This is a genomic window from Novosphingobium sp. KN65.2 (genome assembly GCF_001368935.1).
Taxonomy (GTDB): domain Bacteria; phylum Pseudomonadota; class Alphaproteobacteria; order Sphingomonadales; family Sphingomonadaceae; genus Novosphingobium; species Novosphingobium mathurense.
Window position 1 is genome coordinate 12,964 of record NZ_CCBH010000188.1, and the last position, 24,620, is coordinate 37,583.

Genomic DNA, 24,620 nt, shown 5'->3' on the forward strand with positions numbered 1-24,620 from the left:
CGCAATCGGTGATTGCGGCCCGCCTTTTCCGGATGTGCGGTGAAGGCATGCGGGCCTGCATGGGCAGGGGGACTAGGCCATGGCGGGGCCTTCGCGAGTGGTACGTGATGCGGTCATGGCGAGTATCCTCGCCATGGCTCTGGCAGGTTGCGGCGGAGGCGGCGGCAGCGTCAATTCAACGCCGACCCCGGCGCCCAGTCCGACCCCGAGCCCAACCCCGAGTCCCACTCCGGCCCCCACACCCACGCCCACCCCGGCGCCGACCGGCTACGTCATCACGCCCGAGAGCCAGCAACCGCGGCGCTCGGTGCAGGACGATGCCGAATATCGGAACAATTACGTTTCGTTCGAGTACGTCAACGCGCTCTATGCGCTCGACAACGGATGGACCGGGCAGGGCGTGAAGGTCGCCGTTCTCGACGATGGCGTGAAGGAAGTGTCCGAGCTCCAGGGCAAGATTTCCAACCTCAGCCGCGATTACGGCACAGTTACGGAGAACGGCGTCACCACGCAGCGCAATGTCATCGGTGACGACTATTCCGACCATGGCACGATGGTCGCGGGCGTGATCGCCGCGCGCAACAACGGCACCGGTGTGCAGGGTATCGCGCCCGGTGCCGAGATCGTTGCCCTGCGCATCAGCGAGATCGACCTCGATACGACCGATCCCGACGCGCAGGAGACCTTGGGTATCGGGATGTCGCAGGCCATGGCCTATGCCGGCGACAACGGCATCAAGGTCGTCAATGCCTCGATCGCCAAGGTCGATCCGCAAGAGGCGAGCCCGGCGTGGGCGCAGATGGTGGCGCGCTACCAGGCGAGCGGTGGACTCTTCGTCAATGCGGCCGGCAACGAGAGCGCGGCCAATGTGGACGGCTACCTCGATCTCAATTCCAGCAATTCCCGAAGCTGGCTTTTCGTCGTGGCGCTGGAAGGCACGCAGACCAGCTACGAACTGACCGACTATTCGAACCAGTGCGGCACGACTGCCATGAACAACTGCGTGGCGGCGATGGGCACCAATGCCACGCAGTACGTCGACGGGTCTCTGGTGCTGTTCAGCGGGACGAGTTCGGCAACGCCGCAGGTCAGCGGCCTTGCTGCCCTGATCCTGAGCAAGTGGCCGCAGCTTTCCGGCATCGAGGCCGGGGAGGTCATCGTCAACACCGCGCGAGACATCGGCGCGCCGGGCGTGGACCCGGTCTTCGGGCATGGCCTGATCGATGTGCAGGCGGCGCTTTCGCCGGTCAATCCGACCTTGTCCAACGGGGTGACGCAGACTTCGCTGACCGGTTCCAGCCTCGTCGTTCCCGAAGCGGTCGGTGCCGCCGGGCTCAAGGCACGCGTGCTGGGTCATGTGACCGTGCTCGATGCTTATGGGCGAGACTTCACGGGCGACCTGTCGGGCCTTGTTGCACAGCCTGGGGTGGACCGCTTCTCGATCGAGCGCCGGATGCGGGTGCAGGCCAATGCCGGCTTCACGCGCCTTGCGGCCCGCGATCTCGATGCCAGTGCCGGCTTCACCCGATTGCGCGTCGGGCCGGGCGAGGATGAAGTGCGCACGATGCTGACCAACGGCCGTGTCGCCTGGCGCAGCGGCAAGACGTGGCTGAGTGCTTCGCTCAATTCCAACGACAGCGTTTCCAGCGAATTCATGGGACTGGCGCCGAGTTCGGACGCGGTCTTCGCCTATGCGCCCGTGGCGGATTTCGCGGTTGCTGCCGACCATCCGCTTGCCGGGGGACGCCTTGGCCTGTCGGTGGTGGGTGGCCGCGCCGATTACGGTTCGGCCAATGGCGCAGTCGCCTCCTGGCGCAAGGCGGGAACCGGTCTCAAGGCAGGGCTGCTCGATGAACAGGGAACCGTCTTCGGTACGCCGACCGGAAGCGGCGCGCTGCGCTTCGGCGACGGCGCCCGCACCGCTTTCCTTGAAGTTGCGCAAACGGCAAGGTTGGGGACGTGGAGGCTCGCAGGCTATGCCAGCCTCGGCGCTACACGGCTGAAGCTGGCCGATGACATGCTGCTGACCGATGCCGGGACGTTCCTCACCAGTCGCTTCGGTTTCACGGCAAGCCGGGCGGTATTCGGCGGGGTGCTGCGGCTCGGTCTTGCACAGCCGCTGACAGTCGTCTCGGGCAAGGGGACCTACACGATCGGCTCGGGCTACGACATGGCCAGCCGCTCGCTCCTGTTCACCGACCGCCGTGTCGACTTTTCCGGCGCGGTCGATCCCTTGCTGACCGTCGGTTTCGAAAAGGGCGGACCGCGTTCGCAGTTGCGCCTGGGCATGGCGAGCACCACCGATGCGCGCGATCTGCGGGCGCTGGGCACCTGGCGGCTGGTCCTGAACTGACCGCATGGACAGGCTCCCGGGCCGGGCGGGCCGCGATTAAAAATTCGACGATTGCGTGCTGGTGGTTGGCAATCGCGGATTCGATGCCCCATATGCGCCCCCGACCAGTCCAATGGCGCAGGCCGGGAGCATGTGAATGTCCGAGTACGATTATGACCTTTTCACCATCGGCGCCGGTTCGGGCGGCGTGCGCGCCAGCCGCGTTGCTGCAGCGCACGGTGCGCGGGTTGCCGTGGCCGAGGAGTTCAGGGTCGGTGGGACATGCGTGATCCGCGGCTGCGTGCCCAAGAAGATGCTCGTTTACGGCGCGCATTTCGCCGAAGACCTGGAAGACGCCAAGCACTTCGGTTGGGACATTCCCGAGGCCACGTTCGACTGGGTCAAGCTGCGCGACAACGTGCTCAATGACGTCGACCGCCTCAACGGTCTCTATACGCAGACGCTCACCAATCATGAGGTGGAGATCTTTCACGAGCGGGCACGGATCACCGGCCCGCATGAAATTACACTTTCGAGCGGCGAGAAGAAGACGGCCAAGGTCATTCTTATCGCTACCGGTGCGCGGCCGCACGTGCCGTCCTGCCCGGGCCACGAGCTGGGCATCACCTCGAACGAAGCTTTCCATCTCGATGCGATTCCGGGCCGCGTCCTGATCGCCGGTGCGGGCTACATCGCCAATGAGTTCGCGGGAATCTTCAACGAGTTCGGCGCCAAGGTGACGCTGATGAACCGCTCCGACCAACTTCTGCGCGGATACGATGAAAGCGTGCGCGACCGGCTGCTGCAGATCTCGCTGACCAAGGGCATCGACTTCCGCTTCAACGCCGAATTCGAGAAGATCGAGCAGAACGAGGACGGCTCGCTCAAGGTCTCCATGAGCAATCACGAGCCGATGGACGTCGACTGCGTGCTGTTCGCCACTGGCCGCGTGCCCAATGTCGAAGGGCTGGGCCTCGGCGACGTCGGGGTGGAAGTCGACGACAAGGGCGCGATCAAGGTCGACGAGTACTCGCAGACCAGCGTCGATCACATCTACGCCGTGGGCGACGTCACCAATCGCGTGCAGTTGACCCCGGTTGCCATCCGCGAAGGACAGGCCTTTGCCGATACGGTCTTCGGCGACAAGCCGACGACGGTGGACTACAGCTGCATTCCTTCGGCCGTCTTCAGCCATCCGCCGATTGCGGGTGTGGGCATGACCGAGGGCGAGGCGAACCAGAAGCTGGGTTCGGTGCGCGTCTATACCAGCGACTTCAGGCCGATGAAGAACGTCGTTGCCCACCGCAACGAACGTTCGCTCTACAAGATGATCTGCGATGCCGAGACGGATCGCGTCGTGGGTCTGCACATGATCGGCCCGGAGGCGCCGGAAATCATGCAGGCGGCGGCCATCGCGGTGAAGGCGGGGCTGACCAAGGCGGACTTCGACGCCACGGTCGCGGTGCACCCGACAATGTCCGAGGAACTCGTCCTGCTCAAGTAAGGCAGGCCGGTCCTCGCGCTTTTGCTGGGGTTGCATGACGGTGCGAGGGGTATATGCCCCCTTGCATGCGTGTTTTCCGATGGTTGGCCGCGAGTCTTCTCGCAGTGCGTTCGACCCCAGCGCTGGCCCATGGCGGGCACGTCCGCGCCGATGCCAGCCCCTGGACGCTATGGCAGCTATCGCCCGAGATCATTGTCGGTCTCGTGGTCGTTGCCCTGATCTACTGGAAGGGCAGCCGTCACGGCCTCGTCGCCGAGCGATGGCGCTTGCTGGCCTTCAACGGCGGCCTGCTGGCCTTGTTCGTGGCGCTGATCTCCCCGGTCGAGCGGCTGGCCGATCACATCTTCGCGGTCCATCAGGTCGAGCACATGCTGCTGCGCACGGTGGCTCCCATGCTCATTTTCCTGTCGCGCCCGCAGGCCGCGCTGGTGCGCGGATTGCCCAAGGGCGTGAGCCGGTTCTTCGCGGGTTCCGGGCCCTTGCGTGGCTTCGTGGACTTCCTGCGTATCCCGTTCGTGGCGACCGTCCTGTTCCTTGCCGCCAGCCTGTTCTGGATGATGCCCCACTGGCACGATCTCGCGATTCTCGACGAGCCGATCCACTACATGTGGCACATCAGCCTGCTGGTGACGGGACTGGTCTTCTTCTCGGTCATCTTCGACCGCCGTGCCGCACCGCAGGGACCGGGGCTGGGGGCACGCCTCGCGATGTTCGTCTTCGCGGCGCTGGGCAATATCGTGCTGGGCGCGTTCCTGACCTTCAAGACGATCCCGCTCTACGATGCCTACCTGGCGCTGGGGCACATGTGGCACGTCTCGATGCTCACAGACGAGCAGACCGGGGGCATCATCATGTGGATTCCGGGCACGATGATGTTCGCGATTTCCGCGCTCGTGGTGATCCACCGCTGGGGCAGCGAGGAGGAGCGGCTGGTGTCGCGCCGGATGCGGGCGGGGCGCGAACTGACCGCTGAGCGAGCACCTGCAAATCGCGCTCTCGCGATCGGTCTGGCGGGTTTTGCACTGCTGATGCTGGCGATCACCGTCAGCGTGGTCGCCGTGATCGATCATCCGCACGACAAGGCCCGCGATTTCGGCCTCTCCGGCAAGATACCGGGCTGAGCGAAAGTTGCGCTCCCGGCCCATCGGATATGTGAAATGTGGCGGCTTTAACGGGCGTATTGAATTAATCGGTTGATTAAAAACTGTTGACCTGAGGCTCGCAACCTGCCTTAGGCACGGACACGAGAACACGCTGAAACCTCTTCGGAGAAGGGAAGCCGAATGTCCGCAAATATTGCCGAAATGGAGAAGCGCCGCGCCGCCGCCAGAATGGGTGGGGGGCAGAAGCGCATCGACGCTCAGCATGCCAAGGGTAAGCTGACTGCGCGTGAGCGTCTGGAAGTCCTGCTCGACGAGGGCAGCTTCGAGGAACTCGATCTCTACGTCGAGCATGACTGCGTGGACTTCGGCATGCAGGACCAGCGCATTCCCAGCGACGGAGTCGTAACCGGTTCGGGCACGATCAATGGCCGACTGGTCTACGTGTTCAGCCAGGACTTCACCGTGTTCGGCGGTTCGCTCTCGAACCGTCATGCGCAGAAGATCTGCAAGGTGCTGGACAACGCGATGAAGGTCGGCGCGCCGGTGATCGGTCTCAACGATTCCGGTGGCGCGCGCATCCAGGAAGGCGTCGCCTCGCTCGCGGGCTATGCCGAAGTGTTCCAGCGCAACGTGCTGGCCTCGGGCGTGGTCCCGCAGCTCTCGCTGATCATGGGCCCCTGTGCGGGCGGCGCGGTCTATTCGCCGGCGATGACCGACTTCATCTTCATGGTGAAAGACAGCTCCTACATGTTCGTGACCGGTCCGGACGTCGTGAAGACCGTGACCAACGAAGTCGTCACCCAGGAGGAGCTCGGCGGTGCGGTCACGCACTCGAGCAAGACCTCGGTGTCCGACCTTGCGCTGGAGAACGACGTCGAGACGCTGCTGGCCGCACGCGACTTCTTCGACTTCCTGCCGCTGTCCAACCGCGAGGAAGTGCCCGAGCGTCCGACCGCCGATCCGTGGGACCGTCTCGAGGAGAGCCTCGACACGATCATCCCGCCCAATGCCAACCAGCCCTATGACATGCACGAAGTCATCAGGAAGACACTGGACGAGGGCGAGTTCTTCGAGATCCAGCCGATGCACGCGGCGAACATCATCTGCGGTTTCGGTCGCGTCGAAGGCAAGACCGTGGGCATCGTTGCCAACCAGCCGATGGTGCTGGCCGGCGTGCTCGACATCAACTCGTCGAAGAAGGCCGCGCGCTTCGTGCGCTTCTGCGATGCCTTCAACATTCCGATCGTCACCTTCGTCGACGTTCCCGGCTTCCTTCCGGGCACCGACCAGGAGCACAACGGCATCATCAAGCACGGCGCGAAGCTGCTCTTCGCCTATGCCGAAGCCACCGTGCCCAAGATCACCGTGATCACCCGCAAGGCCTATGGCGGCGCTTACGACGTCATGGCGTCCAAGCACCTGCGTGGCGACCTCAACTATGCCTGGCCGACCGCCGAAATCGCGGTGATGGGTGCCAAGGGCGCTGTCGAGATCATTTTCCGCGGCCGTGACGCGGACGGCATGGCCGCTGCCACCAAGGAATACGAAGACCGCTTCGCCAACCCGTTCGTGGCCGCCAGCCGCGGCTACATCGACGAAGTGATCTACCCGCACTCGACCCGTCGCCGCATCGCCCTGGGGCTTCGCAAGCTGCGCAACAAGCAGCTCGAGAATCCCTGGAAGAAGCACGACAACATTCCATTGTAATCCGGAATGGGCGGGACGACATTGCCTTCGGGCGTCGTCCCTGCCGCTCCGGACGCGATCGAAGGCCGGCCCCCGCCGTTCTCGCTTCGAAAGACGCGAAGCTGGAGTTCAAGGGACGGCATTTGGATGAAATCAGGACGGCTGCAGGTCCCGCCAAGAGGATCGCGCCGTTCCGCAGGAGAAGGTACAGATCATGGAAGACATCTACATCCTCAGCGGCGCTCGTACCGCTATCGGCTCGTTCGGTGGTTCGCTGGCATCGTTCCGTCCGGCCGATCTTGGCACTATCGTCATGGAAGAGGCGATCAAGCGTTCCGGAATCAGTGCAGCGGACATCCAGAACGTGGTGGTCGGCAATGTCGTGCCGAGCCAGCCGAAGGACGCCTACATCTCGCGCGTGGCCTCGGTGAACGCGGGCGTTCCGGTGTCCTCGCAGGCCATGAACGTCAACCGCCTGTGCGGATCGGGCCTCCAGGCGATCGTATCGGCAGCCCAGGCCATCGCTCTTGGCGAGCATGATTTCGCCATCGGCGCCGGTGCGGAATCGATGTCGAACGCCCCGCACATGACCAGCTCGGCCCGCAACGGCGTGCGCATGGGCAATCTCGTGTTCGAGGACGCGATGCTCGGCGCGCTGCACGATCCCTTCGAGGGCATCCACATGGGCGTGACCGCGGAGAACATCGCTTCGCAGTGCCAGATCAGCCGCGAGGAACAGGACGCGCTGGCCGTCGAGAGCCACAAGCGCGCCGCCAGGGCGATCGCCGAGGGCTATTTCAAGGACCAGATCGTTCCGGTCGAAATCAAGTCGCGCAAGGGCACCAAGGTGTTCGACACCGACGAACACGTGCGCGCCGATGCCACGCTGGAAGGCATGGCCAGCCTCAAGGCCGTGTTCCAGAAGGACGGTACGGTCACCGCAGGCAATGCCTCGGGCCTCAATGACGGTGCCGGCGCCGTCGTTCTTGCCAGCGGCAAGGCCGTTGCCGCAAAGGGGCTCAAGCCCCTCGCCAGGATTCTCGCCTGGGGCCACGCGGGCGTCGAGCCGAGCGTGATGGGCCTCGGCCCGGTCAAGGCGGTTCCCGTCGCTCTGGAGCGTGCGGGCCTCAGTCTCGACCAGATCGACGTGATCGAAAGCAACGAGGCTTTCGCCGCGCAGGCTTGCGGCGTTGCCAAGCAGCTCGGCTTCGATCCTGCCAAGACCAACCCGAACGGTTCGGGCGTCTCGCTGGGCCACCCGATCGGCGCGACCGGCGCGATCCTGACGATCAAGACGGTCTACGAACTCAAGCGTACGGGCGGCAGGTACGGCCTGATCACCATGTGCATCGGTGGCGGCCAGGGCATCGCCATGGTCATCGAGAACGTGGAGGACTGACTTCGTGAAGCTCGGCCGGATGAACCACATCGGCGTCGCGACGCCGGATCTCGATGCCTCGATCGCCTTCTACCGCGACGTCATGGGCGCCACCGACATTACCGAGCCCTTCGTGCTCGAAAGCCAGAAGGTGCGCGTCTGCTTCGTCAATACTCCGGGCGAGAACGGGACTGCGGGCACGCAGGTCGAGCTTCTGCAACCGACAGAAGCGGATTCCGCGGTGGGCAAGTGGCTGGAGAAGAACCCGCTCGGGGGGCAGCACCACATTTGCTACGAAGTGCCCGACATCCATGAGGCGAAGGCCTGGTTCGAAGGGCAGGGCAAGCGGGTGCTGGGCGAGCCGCGCATCGGCGCACACGGGACGCTGATCTTCTTCGTCCACCCCAAGGACATGGGCGGCCAGCTCACCGAGATCATGGAAACGCCCAGGGAAGCGCATTGAGGAACAAGGCGTCCCGGGTCTGACCCGGGACCGCTGGCCGGGCGGTTCGGCCTGTGAATGCCAGCGATCCCGGCTCGCACCGGGATGAGAATAGACGAGGGAAACGGGAAATGGCTGACATCAACGACTGGAAGGCAGCGGCGGACAAGGAGGTCAAGGGCAAGGACCTGACCTGGCACACGCCCGAGGGCATTGCGGTCAAGCCGCTCTATACCGCCGAGGACGTCAAGACCGATCCGGGCCTTCCCGGCTTTGCGCCCTTCACCCGCGGCGTCAAGGCATCGATGTATGCAGGCCGCCCCTGGACGATCCGCCAGTATGCCGGTTTCTCGACCGCCGAGGAATCCAACGCCTTCTATCGCCGCAACCTTGCGGCGGGCCAGAAGGGCCTGTCGGTCGCCTTCGACCTTGCCACCCACCGCGGCTACGATTCCGATCACCCGCGCGTCGTTGGCGACGTTGGCATGGCAGGCGTCGCCATCGACTCGGTCGAGGACATGAAGATCCTCTTCGACGGCATTCCGCTCGACCAGATGTCGGTCTCGATGACCATGAACGGCGCCGTGATCCCCATCCTCGCCTTCTTCATCGTCGCCGGCGAAGAGCAGGGCGTTCCCACCGAACAGCTTTCCGGGACCATCCAGAACGACATCCTCAAGGAGTTCATGGTCCGCAACACCTACATCTATCCACCCGAGCCCTCGATGCGGATCATCTCGGACATCTTCGCCTACACGGCGGACCACATGCCGAAGTTCAACTCGATCTCGATTTCCGGCTACCACATGCAGGAAGCCGGGGCGACGCAGGTGCAGGAACTGGCCTTCACCATCGCAGACGGCATGGAATACGTGAAGTACGGCGTGGCCTCGGGGCTCGACATCGACAGGTTCGCCGGTCGCCTCTCGTTCTTCTTCGCGATCGGCATGAACTTCTTCATGGAGATCGCCAAGCTGCGCGCCGCGCGCACGCTGTGGTATCGCGCCATGACCCAGCTCGGCGCGAAGTCCGAACGTTCGAAGATGCTGCGTACCCACTGCCAGACCTCGGGCGTCTCGCTGCAGGAGCAGGATCCCTACAACAACGTCATGCGCACCACGATCGAGGCGATGGCGGCGATGCTCGGCGGTACCCAGTCGCTGCACACCAACGCGCTGGACGAGGCCATCGCGCTGCCGACCGACTTCTCGGCCCGCATCGCGCGCAACACCCAGATCGTCATCCAGGAAGAGACCGGCATGTGCAATGTCGTCGATCCGCTGGGCGGCTCCTACTACATCGAGGCGCTGACGCAGGAACTGGTCGATAAGGCCTGGGAGATCATCGAGCGCGTCGAGAGCGAAGGCGGCATGGCCAAGGCGGTCGCCGCCGGCTGGCCCAAGGCGATGATCGAGGAAGCCGCTGCCGGTCGCCAGGCACGCGTCGACAAGGGCGATGACGTCATTGTCGGCGTCAACAAGTATCGCCGCGATCAGGAAGACGCGATCGAGACGCTCGAGGTGGACAACCACAAGGTCCGCGAAGCGCAGATCGCCCGCATCAGGCGCGCCCGCGACAGTCGCGACGAGGCAGCCTGCCAGGCCGCGCTCAAGGCGATCACCGAAGGCGCGAAGGGCAAGGGCAACCTCCTGGCACTGGCAGTCGAAGCCGCGCGTCACCGCGCGACCCTTGGCGAAATCTCGGATGCCATGGAGGCTGTCTTCGGCCGTCACGGTACGTTCCCGACCCCGGTCAAGGGCGTCTACGGTTCGGCCTATGCCGGCGACACCCGCTACCAGCAGGTGCTCGACGGCGTCGATGCGGTGACCCGCCGCCTCGGTCGCAAGCCGAAGATGTTCGTCGCCAAGATGGGCCAGGACGGCCATGACCGCGGCGCGAACGTGATCGCCTCGGCCTTCACCGACATGGGCTTCGAGGTCGTTTCCGGACCGCTGTTCCAGACGCCGGAAGAAGCCTGCCAGATGGCGCTGGAGAACAACGTCGATGCGGTCGGCGCCTCCTCGCTGGCGGCAGGACACAAGACGCTGATCCCCGAGCTGATCGGCCACCTGCGCAATGCCGGCCGCGCCGACATCAAGGTCGTCGCCGGCGGCGTCATCCCGCCGCAGGACTATGACTTCCTCAAGAAGGCGGGCGTTCAGGGGATCTACGGTCCCGGTTCGAACGTGGTCGAGTGCGCTGCCGACATGTTGCGCCTGCTGGGCCACAACATGCCGCCCGCAGGCAGCGAACTGGAAGCGGCCGAGTAAGGCGCGAAGGGGAAGGGGCCATGTCACTGGGTTTCTCTGTCGAGGCACTGCTGCCTGCTGCACGGGTCTCCGGCCCGCTGCGCATGGGGCTGGTGCGCCTCGACGAAGGCCAGTGGCTGGATCCCGAACCGGACATTGCCACGCGCAAGGCCGGTTTCGACGCTCATCCCGAAAGCGTGATGGTCCTGCCCGAAGCCGAGGCAGGGATCGCTGAACTGGCCGATCTGCTGGGTGTGGATGGCGGGCTCGAAGCCTGTGCGCGCTCGGTCTGGGAGGACTTGTGCGTGATGGTGCAGGACGCGCCGGGACAGCCATTCCGCCTGGGGGCAGGAGCCGTGGCGTTTCCGACCGACTGGCGCCTGTCCGAAAAGATCGGCCGTGCGCTGCATCAGGTGCATGAGCCGATCCACGGTTATGCCGAGCAGCTCGCCTCTGGGGTGGACAAGTTCATGAACGGGCTGCAGTCGTTCAACATCTTCGCGCGGACAAATGCCTTCGTCGTGGCCTCGGATGACTTGCGCTACATGCCCAAAGCCCTGCCGGAGCAGCGCTTTGCCCATGTCACCGCGGACAATGCTGGCGAAACGCTGTTCGTGCGCTGCGAGCGCGAGGCACTGCGGCGTCTGCCGAAATCGCGCGCGATCGTCTTCACCATCGGCATCTACCGCACGCCGTTGGGGCAGCTCAGCGATGCGGCGGTGTCGCGGATCGCGCAATCGGTAGAGGGTTTCGCCGGCGGGGAACTGGAACGTCGCGCCGGACCGCACTATGCAGCGGCGTTGACCGCCTATGCCGCGCGCCGTGCGCAGGCCAAGGCAGCCTGAGGAATTCGAGATGACCAACGCCCCCCTAACCGAACCCCGTTACGACTGGACCCGCGAGGAAATCGCCGCGCTGTTCGACCTGCCGTTCACCGAACTGGTCTTCCGCGCCGCCGAGGTCCACCGCGCCCATCACCCGCACAACGAAGTGCAGCTCTCGACGCTGCTTTCGATCAAGACCGGCGGCTGCCAGGAAGACTGCGGCTACTGTTCGCAGTCGGTCCATGCCGACAGCGGCGTCAAGGCGACCAAGCTGATGGACGTGCAGGCGGTGCTGCAGCGTGCGGCGCAGGCGGCCGACCAGGGCTCGACCCGTTTCTGCATGGGCGCTGCCTGGCGCAATCCCAAGGACCGCGACATGCCTGCCATCATCGAGATGGTGAAGGGCGTGCGTTCGATGGGCATGGAAACCTGCATGACGCTGGGCATGCTGACGCCCGCGCAGTCGCAGATGCTCGCCGAGGCGGGGCTCGACTACTACAACCACAACATCGACACCTCGCCCGAGCGCTATGACCAGGTCATCACCACGCGAACGATGGACGATCGCCTCGAGACGCTTTCCAACGTGCGCTCGGCGGGGATCAACGTCTGTTCGGGCGGGATCGTCGGCATGGGCGAGACGCGTGAGGATCGGGTCGGCTTCATCCACACGCTGGCGACGCTTCCCGAGCATCCCGGCTCGGTGCCGGTCAACGCGCTGGTCCCGGTCAAGGGTACGGTGCTGGGCGACATGCTGGCCGATACCCCGCTTGCCAAGATCGACGACGTGGAGTTCGTGCGCACCGTTGCGGTGGCACGCATCACCATGCCGCATTCGATGGTCCGTCTTTCCGCGGGCCGCGAGTCCATGTCCGAGATGACGCAGGCGATGTGCTTCATGGCCGGTGCGAACTCGATCTTCACCGGCGACAAGCTGCTTACCGCGCCCAATGCCGGCGACGACAACGATGCCGCGATGTTCGCGCGCCTCGGTATCAAGCCGATGGCGATCAGCGAAACCGATGCGCAGGTCGAAGCCTCCCGCATGCCCAAGGGCTGCGTCAAGCTGGAAACGATGGAGTAGTGACTTTCGCCCTCCCTCGTCACCCCCGCGCAGACGGGGAGCCCGCCGTGCGGCGGAGCCTTGCGCACGGGCGTCAAGCCCGCCTGCGCAAGGGCGACGGCTATGGGGAGGGCGCCGGGTGATCTTCACACCGTTCCTGATGGCGGCCGAGCCGCAAGTCGATTGCGCTCATGCGATGACGCAGACGGACATGAACATCTGCGCCTTCAAGGACCTTCAGGCTGCTGACCGCGCGCTCAACGCGACGTGGAAGCAGGCCGCGGCCAAGGCCCGGTCCGAAGGCGCACAGCAATTCGCAAGGCTCCTCGATGCCCAGCGCAAGTGGCTCGCGTTCCGCGACGCCCAGTGCCTGGCCGAGAATGGCCAGCGCGAGGAGAGCGGCACCATCTGGCCGCTCGTTCAGAACACCTGCATGCAACGACTCACCGAGGCGCGCACCGATCAGCTGCGCGAATACGTGGAAACGGAGAACTGATGTTCAAGAAGATCCTCATCGCAAACCGGGGCGAGATCGCCTGCCGCGTGATCAAGACCGCACGCCGCATGGGCATCCAGACGGTTGCCGTCTATTCCGATGCCGATGCCCGCGCGCCATTCGTGCAGATGGCCGATGAGGCAGTGCATATCGGTCCGGCACCCGCCGCGCAGTCCTACCTGATAGCCGAGAAGATCATCGCGGCCTGCAAGCAGACCGGCGCCGAAGCGGTTCACCCCGGCTACGGCTTCCTGTCCGAGCGCACGTCCTTCGCCGAGGCGCTGGCTGCAGAAGGCATCGAGTTCATCGGCCCTCCCGTGAACGCGATTGCCGCGATGGGCGACAAGATCGAGTCCAAGAAGCTCGCCAAGGAAGCCGGCGTCAATGTCGTGCCCGGCTACGTCGGCGAGATCGAGGACACCGAACACGCGGTGCAGATCTCCAACGACATCGGCTACCCGGTGATGATGAAGGCCTCTGCCGGCGGCGGCGGCAAGGGCATGCGCCTGGCCTATTCCGAGAAGGACGTTCGCGAGGGCTTCGAATCGGTCAAGCGCGAGGGTCTCAACTCCTTCGGCGACGACCGCGTCTTCATCGAGAAGTTCATCCTCAACCCGCGCCACATCGAGATCCAGATCCTCGGCGACAAGCACGGTAACATCCTCTACCTGAACGAGCGCGAGTGCTCGATCCAGCGTCGCCACCAGAAGGTGGTCGAGGAAGCGCCGTCGCCCTTCGTCACCGAGAAGATGCGCAAGGCGATGGGCGAGCAGTGCGTCGCCCTGTCGAAGGCCGTGGGCTACTACTCGGCGGGTACGGTCGAACTGATCGTCTCGGGCGCCGATCCGAGCGGCGAGAGCTTCTACTTCCTCGAGATGAACACCCGACTGCAGGTGGAGCACCCGGTCACCGAGTGCATCACCGGCATCGACCTCGTCGAGCAGATGATCCGCGTCGCTGCCGGCGAAAAGCTGAAGATGACGCAGGACGACGTGAAGATCGACGGATGGGCCATCGAGAACCGCGTCTATGCCGAAGACCCCTATCGTGGATTCCTGCCCTCGACCGGTCGCCTCGTGCGCTACAGCCCGCCTGTCGCCGGTTGGGAAGACGACGGTGCCGAGAACGGCCGTCGCGGCATCGACGGCATTCGCGTCGACGATGGCGTCTATGAAGGGGGCGAAGTCTCGATGTTCTACGACCCGATGATCGCCAAGCTGATCACCTGGGGTGAGACCCGCGACGAGGCAGCCGACAAGCAGATCGCTGCGCTCGATGCCTTCGAGATCGAGGGCCTTGGCCATAACATCGATTTCGTCTCGGCGATCATGCAGCACCCGCGCTTCCGCTCGGGTGAGCTGACCACCGGCTTCATCGCCGAGGAATATCCCGAGGGCTTCAGCGGCGCCGCGACGTCGGAAGAACTGAAGGTGAAGCTCGCTGCCGTGGCCGGTTTCGTCGCCACCGCGCGTTCGGACCGTTCGCGCCGGATTTCCGGCCAGCTCGCCGATCCGACCGATCCGCCGGCCGACTGGACGGTGACCATCGACAAGACCGACTACGTCGTCGTGATCGACGAGGACGTAGTTACGGTGAACGGCAACGAGGTTGAACTGGCGCTCGAGTATACCCCCGGCGACCGCCTTGTGGAGGCCGAAATCGAGGGCGAGGACATCGGCATCAAGCTGGAAGTCACCCGCACCGGCTTCAGGATGACCACCCGCGGCGCGATCCACAAGGTCGACTGCCTGCCCACCCGCGTGGCATACCTGTCGCAGCACATGATCGAAAAGATCCCGCCGGATCTTTCCAAGTTCCTCATCTGCCCGATGCCGGGCCTGCTCGTCGCGCTCCACGTGGGTGAGGGCGATAAGGTCGAGGCCGGCCAGCCGCTTGCGGTGATCGAGGCGATGAAGATGGAAAACATCCTGCGCGCCGAAAAGTCGGGTGTGGTGAAGTCGGTCAATGCCAAGGCAGGCGAAAGCCTCGCGGTCGACGCCATCATCCTCGAGATGGAGTGACGTTTGCACCTCGATCATGACCCGGCCGCACCTGCGGGCGACACGATTGCCTTTGACGATTTCCTGAAAGTCGACATTCGCATCGGCACCGTCGTGGCGGCCGAAGTCTACGAGGGCGCACGGAGGCCAAGCTACAGGCTGCGGATCGATTTCGGTCCCGGCATCGGTGAGAAGAAGAGCGTCGGGCAAGTCGCGGCGCTCTATTCTCCCGAAGACCTCATCGGTCGCCAGGTAGCGGCCGTGGTCAATTTTCCCGTGCGTCAGATCGGCAAGGCCCTGTCCGAGGTGCTGACTTTGGGCTTTGCCGATGAAGATGGCAGGGTCACCCTGTTCTCACCCGACAAGGCGGTGCCCAACGGATCGCGGTTGTTCTGATGACCGGATTTGCGCAGGTCCTTGCCGCAGCCGAGCGTCACGACGATGGCTGGGAGCTGGAGGTTCCGGAAAGCTGGCTGCAGGGCCGCACTGCCTATGGCGGATTTTCTTCTGCGCTGGCCTTGGCGGTCGCGCAACAGGCAGGCGGTGAACTCGCGCCGCTGCGCTCGGCGCAACTGGCGATGATGGCGCCGGTGAACGGCAAGATCGTGGCACGCGCGAAGGTGGAGCGGCAGGGCCGCAATGCCACATGGATCTCAGCGCACCTGTCGAGCGGGGCCGGAATGGCCTTTGCCGCCAACTTCGTCTTCATGCGGCCGACCGCAAATACTCTCGAAATCAATGACAGGCCGCTTCCGGATAGCGTCGTTCCTCTCGACGATGCCTTGCCGATACCTGCGGATGCTCTCACCGTCTTCATGCGCAGTCACTTCGATGTGCGCTTCGGAATGCCCGAGGCCGACCGCAAGAGACCTGAGATGTGCTGGTGGCTGCGTTCGCGCGATCATGGCCGCCTCGATCCGATGGTCGAACTCATGCTATGCGGGGACGGACTGCCGCCTGCGGTCATTCCCGTCATGCCGCAACCCGTGCCGATCAGCAGCATGCACTGGCAGGTCAATCTCCTGACCGCTACGCCGCAATCGCGCGACGGCTGGTGGTTGCTGCGCTCGACTGGCGATTACGCGCAGCAAGGCTGTTCCAGCCAGGGCATGGGCCTGTGGAATGCCGGTGGCGAGCCGATTGCCACCGGTATCCAGTCGGTCGCCCTGTTCGGCTGACCTTGCTCAGGCCGGGGCCGGTTCGCCCGCGACATCGTCGGCAAGGATCCTGCCGAGAAACATCCTGAGCACCGCGAAAGCGACGAGGCCGAAGGCGGCGGTGGCGACATGGAGCAGCCAGAAATGCACCGTGTCCATGCTGGAGTACCAGCCGCCGACCACGCCGACCGTCTTGTTCGCGGCAAAGAAGGCCAGGTAGTAGATGCCCACGACCGTCGCATTGAGCGCGCGCGGGGCAACCTTGGTGAACAGGGCCAGGCTGACCGGCAGGACGTGAGCGAAGCCGATCGAGTTGAACAGGTGGAACATGACCGGCCAGAACAGGCCGATCTTGGCATCGCCTGCGGTCGCGGCGGCGATGACGAGGCACATGCCGCCCATGACGGTGAAGACCGAGCCGATGATCATCTTCCCCAGTTCGTCCGGTTCGCGGCCCGTTCGATCGCTGCGCCATTTCCAGAAGGCGGCGACGGCGACCAGCATCGAGAAGCTGAGCGTTGCATCGATGGTGATCATCCAGCTTGTCGGCAGGGTTTCGCCGAAGAAGGTGAGCTGGAACTTCGCATCGGCCCAGACGAGATAGGCGTTGAAGATTTCCTGGTTGGTCAGGATGGCGATGGCGAGCACCGGGACCAGAATGGCCAGTGCGCCCAGCCGGGGCCAGTCGCTGCGCTGGAGCCCCGCGGACTTTGCCTTGCCCTCCGTGGCGTCGGCGCCATCGGCCGGCAGATAGGGACGCGCGCGCAGGTACAGCAGCAGGCCGAGGACCATGACCACGCCGGCCGTGCCGAAGCCGTAGTGCCAGCCCACCTTCTCGCCCAGCGTGCCCGAAATCAGCGGCGCTGCGATCACCGAGACGTTGATGGCGATGTAGAAGATCTGGAACGCCATGGCCCGGCGCAGGTCGTTGGGCCTGTACAGCTCGCCGACCTGGCTGGCGATGTTGCCCTTGAACAGCCCGACGCCGACGACGAGCGAGATCAGCGCGAAGAGGAACATGCCTTCGAAAGCCATCAGGAAATGACCCAGCGACATCACCAGCGCGCCCGCAATCAGGGTGATGCGGCGGCCGAGCCAACGGTCTGCGACGATCCCGCCGAGGATCGGGGTGAGGTAGACCAGCGACGTGTAGTCACCGAAGATTGCGGAGGCGAGCGGTTGCCCGCTCAGGCCTGCGTAGTACCCCGTGCGCAGCCAATCGAGGCCGACGACCTTGCCGATGTTCTCCGGAAGCAGGAGATACTTGACCATGTAGAGCACAAGCAGCGTCTGCATGGAGTAGTATGAGAAGCGTTCGCAGCCTTCGACGAACGAGAGATATCCCAGGCCTCTGGGATGTCCGAGAAAGGCGCGGTCGTCCGCAGCGGCTTCTTCAGGGAAATCCAGTTCCGGAGTGGCTTCGGCAACAGTCATTGCGCTCTTCGTATTATTGTTGTCTAAGTCGGCAACTTAGAAACATTTCTGCGTAATGTCACGAGGGCGCTGGATACCGTTCGGCTCGTGAATGCGGGCTTATTCGTCGACGTGGTCCGGTTTGTCCTTGCGAGACACGCCCGCAAAATCCTCGAGCTGCTTTTCGCTCATCGATTCAAACATTTCCCGTGAAGCGCCCTTGAGGTCGCTCTTGCTGGCATTGCCCCGCTTGGCGGCGAGTGCGGCGCCGGCGGCCTTTTGCTGGGCCTTGGATTTGGCAGGCATTGTCTGCGCGTCCTTCCCTTGCCGATGCCCCCCGATCGTTCGCGATTCGCGCGATGGAAAAAGGCGGCAGGCCCGATCGACCCGCCGCCTTCCGGTGCCCCCGGGTGCCTCGGGGACAATCCCCCCGGCCAAGGGCAATCCTTCGCGACCCGCTCGCGGCTCTCAAGCGGTACTCCAATCCATCTCGGGAACACGCGTGAACGGGAGTCCGTTCCCGCCGGGGGGACGGCCTGCCGCTTGTGCTGCACGGTGCATCCGGAAAGGTATGCACCTTTGATTCGGCGCGTGTTTTTCGCGTCAGGCCGGCGTGCGCGCGAGTTCGCCGTCGAGGAAATCCGCGACGTCCTCGAGCGAGACCTGCTTGTCGAGGTAGGTCTTGCCGATGCCTTTCATCAGCAGGAAGGGCAGGGTGCCCGCATCCATCTTCTTGTCGTGGAGCATGTGCTTCACGAGCGCGGCGCCGTTGCAGTCGAGACCGAGAGCCGAGAGGCTGGCGGGCAGACCGACTTCGCCGATATGCTGCGCAACATGATCCGCGCTCGCCATGGCCATCAGGCCCTTGCGCGCGGAATAGCGTGCTGCCAGAACCATGCCGAGCGCCACTGCTTCGCCGTGCAGCAGGCGGCTGGAAAAGCCGGTTTCGGCCTCCAGCGCATGGCCGAAGGTATGGCCGAGGTTCAGCAGGGCGCGGCGCCCGGTGGTCTCGAATTCGTCTTCGGCCACGATCCGGGCCTTCGCGGCGACCGAGTGGGCAACCGCATATTCGCGCAGGGCGCTGTCTCCGGCGACCATTTTCGCGCCGTTGGTGTCGCACCATGCGAAGAAATCGGCATCGTCGATCAGCCCGTACTTCACGACTTCGGCATAACCGGCGAGCAGTTCGCGGGTGGGCAGCGTCTCGAGCGCCGAGAGGTCGGCGAGGACGAGCGACGGCTGGTGGAAGGCGCCGACAAGGTTCTTGCCGGCCGGGGTGTTGATCGCGGTCTTGCCGCCCACGCTCGAATCGACTTGCGAAAGCAGCGTAGTCGGCACCTGGATGAACTTGCACCCGCGCTTCAGCACGGCAGCGCAAAATCCGGTGAGATCGCCGATGACGCCGCCGCCCAGCGCAATGATGTGGTCGCCGCGCTCAACTTCGAGGCTGAGCAACCAGTTCACCGTGGCGGCCAGTTCGTCCCATGACTTGGTGTGCTCGCCCGGCGGAAGGATGCGCCAATGCGGTTCATGGCCGTTGTCGCGCAGGCTGGCTTCGACCACGTCGCCCCAGGCGGCATGGACGTTGGCATCGGTGACGATCGGCACGTCCCGCTTGCGCAGCTTGCCGCGACAGTGCGGCACCAGTTCGGCGAGAAGTCCTGCACCGACCCGTACTTCGTAGGGGCGGCCGGCGATATTGACCGGGATCACAGCCATTGCGAAATTCCCTGAAGGACCTTGTTGATAGTCTGGACGTGCGGTCCGGGTCCGCTCAGGACATGGATCGGCGCCTGCGAATAGTGGGGACGGCGTTCCTCGCGCAGTCGGGCCAGGATCTCGCGCGGCTCTCCGTCTTTCAGCAGCGGGCGGTTGTCCTTGCGGGCGGTCCGCTCGACCAGGGTATCGACTTCGCTGTCCAGCCAGATGGTGAGGGCGCGATCCAGAATCAAGGCGCGGGTCTCGGCGTTGCAGAAGGCACCGCCGCCTGTCGCGATCACACGGCACCCGTCGGTTTCGTCGATCAGGCGGGCAATCACCCGGCGCTCGCCGTCGCGGAAGTAATCCTCGCCGTACATCTCGAAGATTTCGGGAATGCCCATTTGGGCTGAGCGTTCGATTTCCTCGTCGGCATCGACGAAGGGACAGTTGAGCAGCGAGGCCAGCCTTTTGCCTACGCTCGACTTGCCCACGCCCATCATGCCGACAAGTACGATCGGGCGATCGATGCGCCTTGCCAGTCCGGCAATTTCCTGTGCGGAGAAGTGGGTCTGTTGAACGTCCATTGCCCCACCGCCTATAGTTGCGCTAGGTCGCAGCGCAAGCATCGGTGAAGGAAGGCGAGTTGACGGTTACAATGCGAAGGCGCACGATTCTGGGAGCCGTCGCCATCCTGGTCATTGCATTGCTGGCATGGAGCTGGATCGACGCTGGCCGGGAACCGGTGCGCGACATCGTTCAACCCATCCCGGTTCCGGAGTTGCCGAAATGAGGCGCGCCTATCTTCTGGCCGGTGTGGCCCTGACGCTGACATCGGCCTGGGCCGTGGCGCAGGATGCGCCCGAATCGCTGCTTCCCAAGATGTTCCAGGACCCGGCACCCACGCCCAGTCCGACGCCGACCCCGCGGGCTACTGCCGCGTCGTCCGCTTCGTCCAATGCCTCAAGCGGGAATCCGGCCGCGCCGCGCGCGGTTTCGTCCCCGGTCGTGCAGGCGCTTCCCGGCGGTGCGACGGGGCAGGCTGCGCAGGCCCAGCAGCAGGACGGCGAGTTCGCGCTGACCCGGCTTCCCACTCTCGAGGAAATCGAGAAGATGACGCCGGACGACTTCGAGGAACTGCTGGGAAGCAAGATCCAGCTCGACATGCCGCCTGCCGCGCGCCGCTCGATGGAGCAGGTGGGCATGTTGGCCGAGAGCGAGGGCGGCCTGCCTGCAGCTTCGCTCGCAAGGCAGAACCCGAAGCTGGTCGAGCTGGCACTGGCTTCGAACCGCGGCGCGCTCGTTTCGCGCTGGGGGCATATCCTGCTGCGTCGCGCGCTCGTATCGCGCCTGCAGGCGCCTGCGGGCATGGAGCCGCAGCAATTCGCCGCGCTGCGCATCGGGCTGCTGCTGCGCATGGGGGAGATCGATGCCGCGCGCGCCGTGCTGCAGGACATCGATATCGACAATTACACGCCGAGCCTGGGCGACCTGGCGATGCGCACCTACGAGCGCACGGCCGATTTTACCGGCCTTTGCCCGATCATGGCGACGCAGGGCAAGCTGCGCGACGATCCGCAGTGGGATGTCGCCAAGGCGATCTGCGAGGCTTTTCGCGGCAACAGCAGTTCGTCGCTGTCCAAGCTGGAGCGGGATCGCCGAAGCGGCAAGATGGACAACATCGACATGCTGCTGGCGCAGAAGTACGCCGGAGCTGCTGGCAAGGCGCGCCGGGCCGTCACGATCGAATGGGACAAGGTGGAAGGCATGACGCCCTGGCGTTACGGCCTGACGATCGGCACCGGCATGGAGCCGCCGGCCCGGCTGATGACCAAGGCCAGCGTCCAGTATGGCTACACCGATGCGCTGGCGCCGATGGTGAGCCTGCAGCGCCGGGCTGCTGCGTCGGACCGCGCTGCCGCTGCCGGCATCCTGTCGAATGCGGCGATGGTCGATCTCTATTCGCAGATCTACGCCGACACTGACATTACCGGCGACTTCCAGGACGCGGCGGAGTCCCTGCGCGATGCCTATACGCTGCAGAGCTCCGATGCCCGGCTTGCGGCGATGCAGGCCCTGTGGAACGCCGCGCCCGATCCAGTCTCCGGCTATGCCCGCAAGGTCCTGACCGCAGCCGCGGCGGCCCGCATGCCCGCCTCGGAAGACTATGCGGACAATGCCGCCCCGTTGATTACGTCGATGCTCTCGGCCGGTTTCGAAGCCAATGCCATGCGCTGGTCTTCGGTGGTGGAGAAGGGCAGCCCCGCCTGGGGCCTGCTGGCGCTGGTCTCCGGGACCGGCAGCCGCTCGGTCGATACCGGTGACCTAGATCGCTACATCGATGACGACGAGAGCGCCAACAAGCGCAAGGCCGCGTTCCTGGTTGCCGGATTGGCAGGGCTGGGGAGTCTGGGAGAGAACGACGTCTCGCGCTATTCCAACGACCTCTCGCTGGAACTGGCCGGATCGACCCGCTGGACGACTGCGATCGACAGCGCCGCGGAGCGCGGCGATGCCGCCAGTGTTGTCCTCCTCATGGGGTTCGGGATGCAGGGATCGAGTTGGCAGCGCATGACGCCGCGCTATCTCTACCACATCGTTTCCGCGCTCCGTCAGGTCGGCATGGAAGACGAAGCACGCCTGATTGCGGCCGAAGCGGTTGGCCGCGCCTGATCGTATGATCGGGGCCGGGGACTGAGCGGAACGATGGCAGGCGAAGACCTCGCCGAACGGTTTCTCGCTGTGCTGGCGGTAGAGCGTGGCGCGGCGGCCAATACGCTGGCCGCCTATCGCCGTGACCTTGCCGCCGCACAGGCAAAACTCGGCGATCTGGCAAGTGCGGAAGGGCCGGCTCTGGCAGCGCTGGGCGAGGCATGGAGCGACCTTGCGGCCTCGAGCCTTGCGCGGCGGTGTTCGGCGCTGCGCCAGTTCTACGGTTTCCTTGTCGACGAAGGCTTGCGCAAGGACGATCCCTCAGGCTCGTTGCCCAAGCCGCGCACCCGTCGCCCACTGCCGCGCCTGCTCTCCCACGAGGAAGTCGAGCGATTGCTGGTTCTTGCCGAAGAGGAAGCGGTTTCCGGTCGCTCGGATGCCCTGCGCATGCTTGCGCTGATCGAACTGCTCTATGGCTCGGGCCTGCGCGCAAGCGAACTGGTCTCGCTGCCGGTGGCGGCAGTGCCGCGCGATGCGCCGTTCCTCCACGTGACGGGCAAGGGCGGGCAACAGAGGATGGTTCCGGTCAGCGGTCGTGCCCGTCAGGCTCTGTCGCGTTGGCTGGAGGTGCGCAGGGGACAGTCCAGGTTCCTGTTCCCCTCCAGCGGGGCGAGCGGCCATCTCACGCGGGTGCGTCTGTTCCAGCTTGTGCGCGCGCTCGCCTTGCGGGCAGGCATCGACCCCACGCGGGTTTCCCCACACGTCCTGCGCCACGCCTTTGCGACGCATCTGCTCGAAGGCGGCGCGGACCTGCGCGTGCTCCAGACACTGCTCGGCCACGCCGACATCGCCACCACGCAAATCTATACGCACGTCGAGAGCAGCCGCCTCGTCGAGCTCGTCAATGCCCGCCACCCGCTTGCCGGCAAGCGCGGCAGTTGAGGGGAACAAGCGGGGCTGAGCACCGTTGTCTGGTGCGGAAGATCGCAAACAGAGCAAATGTGAACGAATGGAAGGGTTTTAGGATGGCATCGCGACGCTTACGGACCGCAACTCTGATCGGCACGAGCCTCGGCTTCGTGGCCATGGGAACGGCCGCGTGCGTTCCGGCTGCCAGCGGCGGCAGCCTGAAGTCGACCGGTACGCCCACGACGTCGGCTTCGATCAGTCAGGCAGACAAGGCCGAAGGCGCCAAGGCGCACCCGCAGCTGCTGGAGGAATTCGGAGGGACGGTTTCCGGTCCGCAGGCGGTCTACGTCGAATCGGTCGGCAAGACGATTGCGGTGCAGTCGGGGCTCAGCAATGCGCGCGGCGACTTTACCGTCACCTTGCTCAACAGCCCGGTCAACAATGCCTTCGCGATTCCCGGTGGCTATGTCTACGTCACCCGCCAGCTGACGGCGCTGATGAACAACGAGGCGGAGCTGGCTGGCGTTCTCGGCCATGAAGTGGGCCACGTTGCGGCGCGACATGCCGCAAAACGCCAGCAGGCGGCGCAGCGCAACCAGATCATCGGCGTGCTGGGCTCGATTCTCTCGGGCGTGCTGCTTGGCGACAGTTCCTTCGGCCAGTTCGGCCAGAAACTGTTCTCGCAAGGGTCACAACTGCTGACACTCAAGTACTCGCGCTCGCAGGAGCTTGAGGCCGACAACCTTGGCATTACTTATCTCAAGCGCGCGGGCTACGATCCGCGGGCCATGGCGACGGTGCTGGAGAGCCTCGCACGGCAGAATGCCCTTGAGGCGCAACTGCGCGGCACGAGCAACCAGGTGCCCGAGTGGGCCTCGACCCACCCCGATCCCGCCTCACGCGTGCGCGGTGCGCTGAACCAGGCGGGAAGCGACGCGACGGGCATTACCAATCGCGACAAGTTCCTCACCGGGATCGATGGCCTGGTCTATGGCGACGATCCCAAGCAGGGCGTCGTGGAAGGAAGCAAGTTCACTCACCCGGTGCTGCGGTTTGCGTTCGAGGCGCCGAACGGCTTCTACATGGTGAATGGAACCCGGGCCGTGTCGATCAGTGGCCAGTCGGGCAAGGCCCAGTTCTCGGGCGGCAAGCTGGGTGGAAGCCTCGATGCCTACATCCAGACGGTGTTTTCCGGGCTGACCGATTCAGGGCAGGCAAAGATCACCCCATCCTCGATCGAGCGTACGAGCGTGAACGGCATTCCGGCCGCTTATGGAGTCGCGCGCGTGCAGTCGTCGAACAGTAACGTCGACGTGGTCGTCTTCGCCTATGATTTCGGTAACGGGCAGGCCTATCACTTCGTCACGATCACGCAGGCCGGCGGCGCCGGTGTGTTCAATCCGATGTTCCGCAGCCTGAAGCGGATCTCCGCCAGCGAGGCGGGTAGCGTCAAACCGCGCCTGCTCGATGTCGTGACTGTAAAGTCCGGTGACACCGTGCGGTCGCTGTCCCAGCGCATGGCTTACAGCGATGCGCAACTGGAACGCTTTCTTGTGCTCAATGGCCTGCAGTCGAATTCGACGCTGACTGCGGGGCAGAAAGTGAAGATCGTCACTTACTGAAGTGCCGGTTCTGAAGAGCGTGGCAAACGGCGCGTCCGAATAAAAGAAAAGGGGGGGGGGGGGGTGTCCCCCCTTTTTTTTTTTTTTTTGCG

Annotated in this window: 20 protein-coding genes; 16 read left to right on the forward strand and 4 right to left on the reverse strand. The window is 64.6% G+C overall.

Annotated elements, in window-relative coordinates; all coding sequences use genetic code 11:
• Positions 1 to 115: 115 nt before the first annotated feature.
• The 13 genes from SPHV1_RS19370 (at position 116) to SPHV1_RS19430 (ending at position 16,255) form a co-directional block, all read left to right on the forward strand.
• Entirely contained in the window at positions 116 to 2,353 is a 2,238-nt protein-coding gene (locus SPHV1_RS19370; RefSeq protein ID WP_231634761.1) for a S8 family peptidase, read from the forward strand.
• 136 nt (positions 2,354 to 2,489) lie between these two features.
• On the forward strand, positions 2,490 to 3,836 hold the full coding sequence (gene gor / locus SPHV1_RS19375) for a glutathione-disulfide reductase (RefSeq protein WP_054947649.1): 1,347 nt from the start codon (positions 2,490 to 2,492) through the stop codon (positions 3,834 to 3,836).
• Between the two features lie 65 nt (positions 3,837 to 3,901).
• Positions 3,902 to 4,957: a cytochrome c oxidase assembly protein gene (locus tag SPHV1_RS19380; RefSeq protein ID WP_054947650.1), complete on the forward strand. Its 1,056-nt coding sequence runs from the start codon at positions 3,902 to 3,904 to the stop codon at positions 4,955 to 4,957.
• A gap of 162 nt (positions 4,958 to 5,119) precedes the next feature.
• Positions 5,120 to 6,646: an acyl-CoA carboxylase subunit beta gene (locus tag SPHV1_RS19385; RefSeq protein ID WP_054947651.1), complete on the forward strand. Its 1,527-nt coding sequence runs from the start codon at positions 5,120 to 5,122 to the stop codon at positions 6,644 to 6,646.
• Between the two features lie 193 nt (positions 6,647 to 6,839).
• Positions 6,840 to 8,024: an acetyl-CoA C-acyltransferase family protein gene (locus tag SPHV1_RS19390; RefSeq protein WP_054947652.1), complete on the forward strand. Its 1,185-nt coding sequence runs from the start codon at positions 6,840 to 6,842 to the stop codon at positions 8,022 to 8,024.
• A 4-nt stretch (positions 8,025 to 8,028) separates the two neighbouring features.
• Positions 8,029 to 8,466 carry a methylmalonyl-CoA epimerase gene (gene mce / locus SPHV1_RS19395; RefSeq protein WP_054947653.1) on the forward strand — a complete coding sequence of 146 codons (438 nt, stop codon included), beginning with the start codon at positions 8,029 to 8,031 and terminating at the stop codon, positions 8,464 to 8,466.
• A gap of 110 nt (positions 8,467 to 8,576) precedes the next feature.
• Positions 8,577 to 10,715: a methylmalonyl-CoA mutase gene (gene scpA, locus SPHV1_RS19400; RefSeq protein WP_054947654.1), complete on the forward strand. Its 2,139-nt coding sequence runs from the start codon at positions 8,577 to 8,579 to the stop codon at positions 10,713 to 10,715.
• Positions 10,716 to 10,735: 20 nt separating this feature from the next.
• Positions 10,736 to 11,539, forward strand: coding sequence for a DUF3445 domain-containing protein (locus tag SPHV1_RS19405; protein WP_054947655.1), 804 nt, complete (start codon positions 10,736 to 10,738; stop codon positions 11,537 to 11,539).
• 10 nt (positions 11,540 to 11,549) lie between these two features.
• Complete coding sequence (bioB, locus tag SPHV1_RS19410) at positions 11,550 to 12,602, forward strand: biotin synthase BioB (RefSeq protein ID WP_054947669.1); 1,053 nt, start codon at positions 11,550 to 11,552, stop codon at positions 12,600 to 12,602.
• A 118-nt stretch (positions 12,603 to 12,720) separates the two neighbouring features.
• Positions 12,721 to 13,077 (forward strand): lysozyme inhibitor LprI family protein, encoded by a 357-nt coding sequence (locus tag SPHV1_RS19415; RefSeq protein ID WP_231634762.1) that lies wholly within the window; start codon positions 12,721 to 12,723, stop codon positions 13,075 to 13,077.
• Positions 13,077 to 15,098 carry an acetyl/propionyl/methylcrotonyl-CoA carboxylase subunit alpha gene (locus SPHV1_RS19420; protein WP_054947656.1) on the forward strand — a complete coding sequence of 674 codons (2,022 nt, stop codon included), beginning with the start codon at positions 13,077 to 13,079 and terminating at the stop codon, positions 15,096 to 15,098. Before SPHV1_RS19415 ends, SPHV1_RS19420 begins: the two co-directional genes overlap by 1 nt.
• Before the next feature lie 3 nt (positions 15,099 to 15,101).
• Positions 15,102 to 15,473, forward strand: coding sequence for a tRNA-binding protein (locus SPHV1_RS19425; RefSeq protein WP_054947657.1), 372 nt, complete (start codon positions 15,102 to 15,104; stop codon positions 15,471 to 15,473).
• Positions 15,473 to 16,255 carry a thioesterase family protein gene (locus SPHV1_RS19430; protein WP_054947658.1) on the forward strand — a complete coding sequence of 261 codons (783 nt, stop codon included), beginning with the start codon at positions 15,473 to 15,475 and terminating at the stop codon, positions 16,253 to 16,255. Before SPHV1_RS19425 ends, SPHV1_RS19430 begins: the two co-directional genes overlap by 1 nt.
• A 6-nt stretch (positions 16,256 to 16,261) precedes the next feature.
• On the opposite strand, the gene SPHV1_RS19435 is transcribed toward SPHV1_RS19430, so the two are convergent.
• The 4 genes from SPHV1_RS19435 to SPHV1_RS19450 form a co-directional block, all read right to left on the reverse strand.
• Positions 16,262 to 17,668: a peptide MFS transporter gene (locus tag SPHV1_RS19435; RefSeq protein WP_054947659.1), complete on the reverse strand. Its 1,407-nt coding sequence runs from the start codon at positions 17,666 to 17,668 to the stop codon at positions 16,262 to 16,264.
• Between the two features lie 99 nt (positions 17,669 to 17,767).
• The gene (locus SPHV1_RS19440) at positions 17,768 to 17,953 is read right to left on the reverse strand and encodes a DUF3008 family protein (protein WP_054947660.1); all 186 of its coding nucleotides are present in this window, start codon (positions 17,951 to 17,953) and stop codon (positions 17,768 to 17,770) included.
• Between the two features lie 297 nt (positions 17,954 to 18,250).
• Complete coding sequence (gene aroB, locus SPHV1_RS19445) at positions 18,251 to 19,366, reverse strand: 3-dehydroquinate synthase (RefSeq protein WP_054947661.1); 1,116 nt, start codon at positions 19,364 to 19,366, stop codon at positions 18,251 to 18,253.
• Positions 19,357 to 19,932, reverse strand: coding sequence for a shikimate kinase (locus SPHV1_RS19450; protein WP_054947662.1), 576 nt, complete (start codon positions 19,930 to 19,932; stop codon positions 19,357 to 19,359). The genes aroB and SPHV1_RS19450 overlap by 10 nt, the downstream gene beginning before the upstream one ends.
• A 202-nt stretch (positions 19,933 to 20,134) precedes the next feature.
• Here SPHV1_RS19450 and SPHV1_RS19455 point away from each other — a divergent pair, with 202 nt between their 5' ends.
• The 3 genes from SPHV1_RS19455 (at position 20,135) to SPHV1_RS19465 (ending at position 24,528) form a co-directional block, all read left to right on the forward strand.
• Entirely contained in the window at positions 20,135 to 22,018 is a 1,884-nt protein-coding gene (locus SPHV1_RS19455; protein WP_054947663.1) for a hypothetical protein, read from the forward strand.
• Positions 22,019 to 22,051: 33 nt separating this feature from the next.
• The gene (locus tag SPHV1_RS19460) at positions 22,052 to 22,939 is read left to right on the forward strand and encodes a tyrosine recombinase (protein ID WP_139383913.1); all 888 of its coding nucleotides are present in this window, start codon (positions 22,052 to 22,054) and stop codon (positions 22,937 to 22,939) included.
• Between the two features lie 83 nt (positions 22,940 to 23,022).
• Positions 23,023 to 24,528 carry a M48 family metalloprotease gene (locus tag SPHV1_RS19465; RefSeq protein WP_054947665.1) on the forward strand — a complete coding sequence of 502 codons (1,506 nt, stop codon included), beginning with the start codon at positions 23,023 to 23,025 and terminating at the stop codon, positions 24,526 to 24,528.
• Positions 24,529 to 24,620 lie beyond the last annotated feature (92 nt).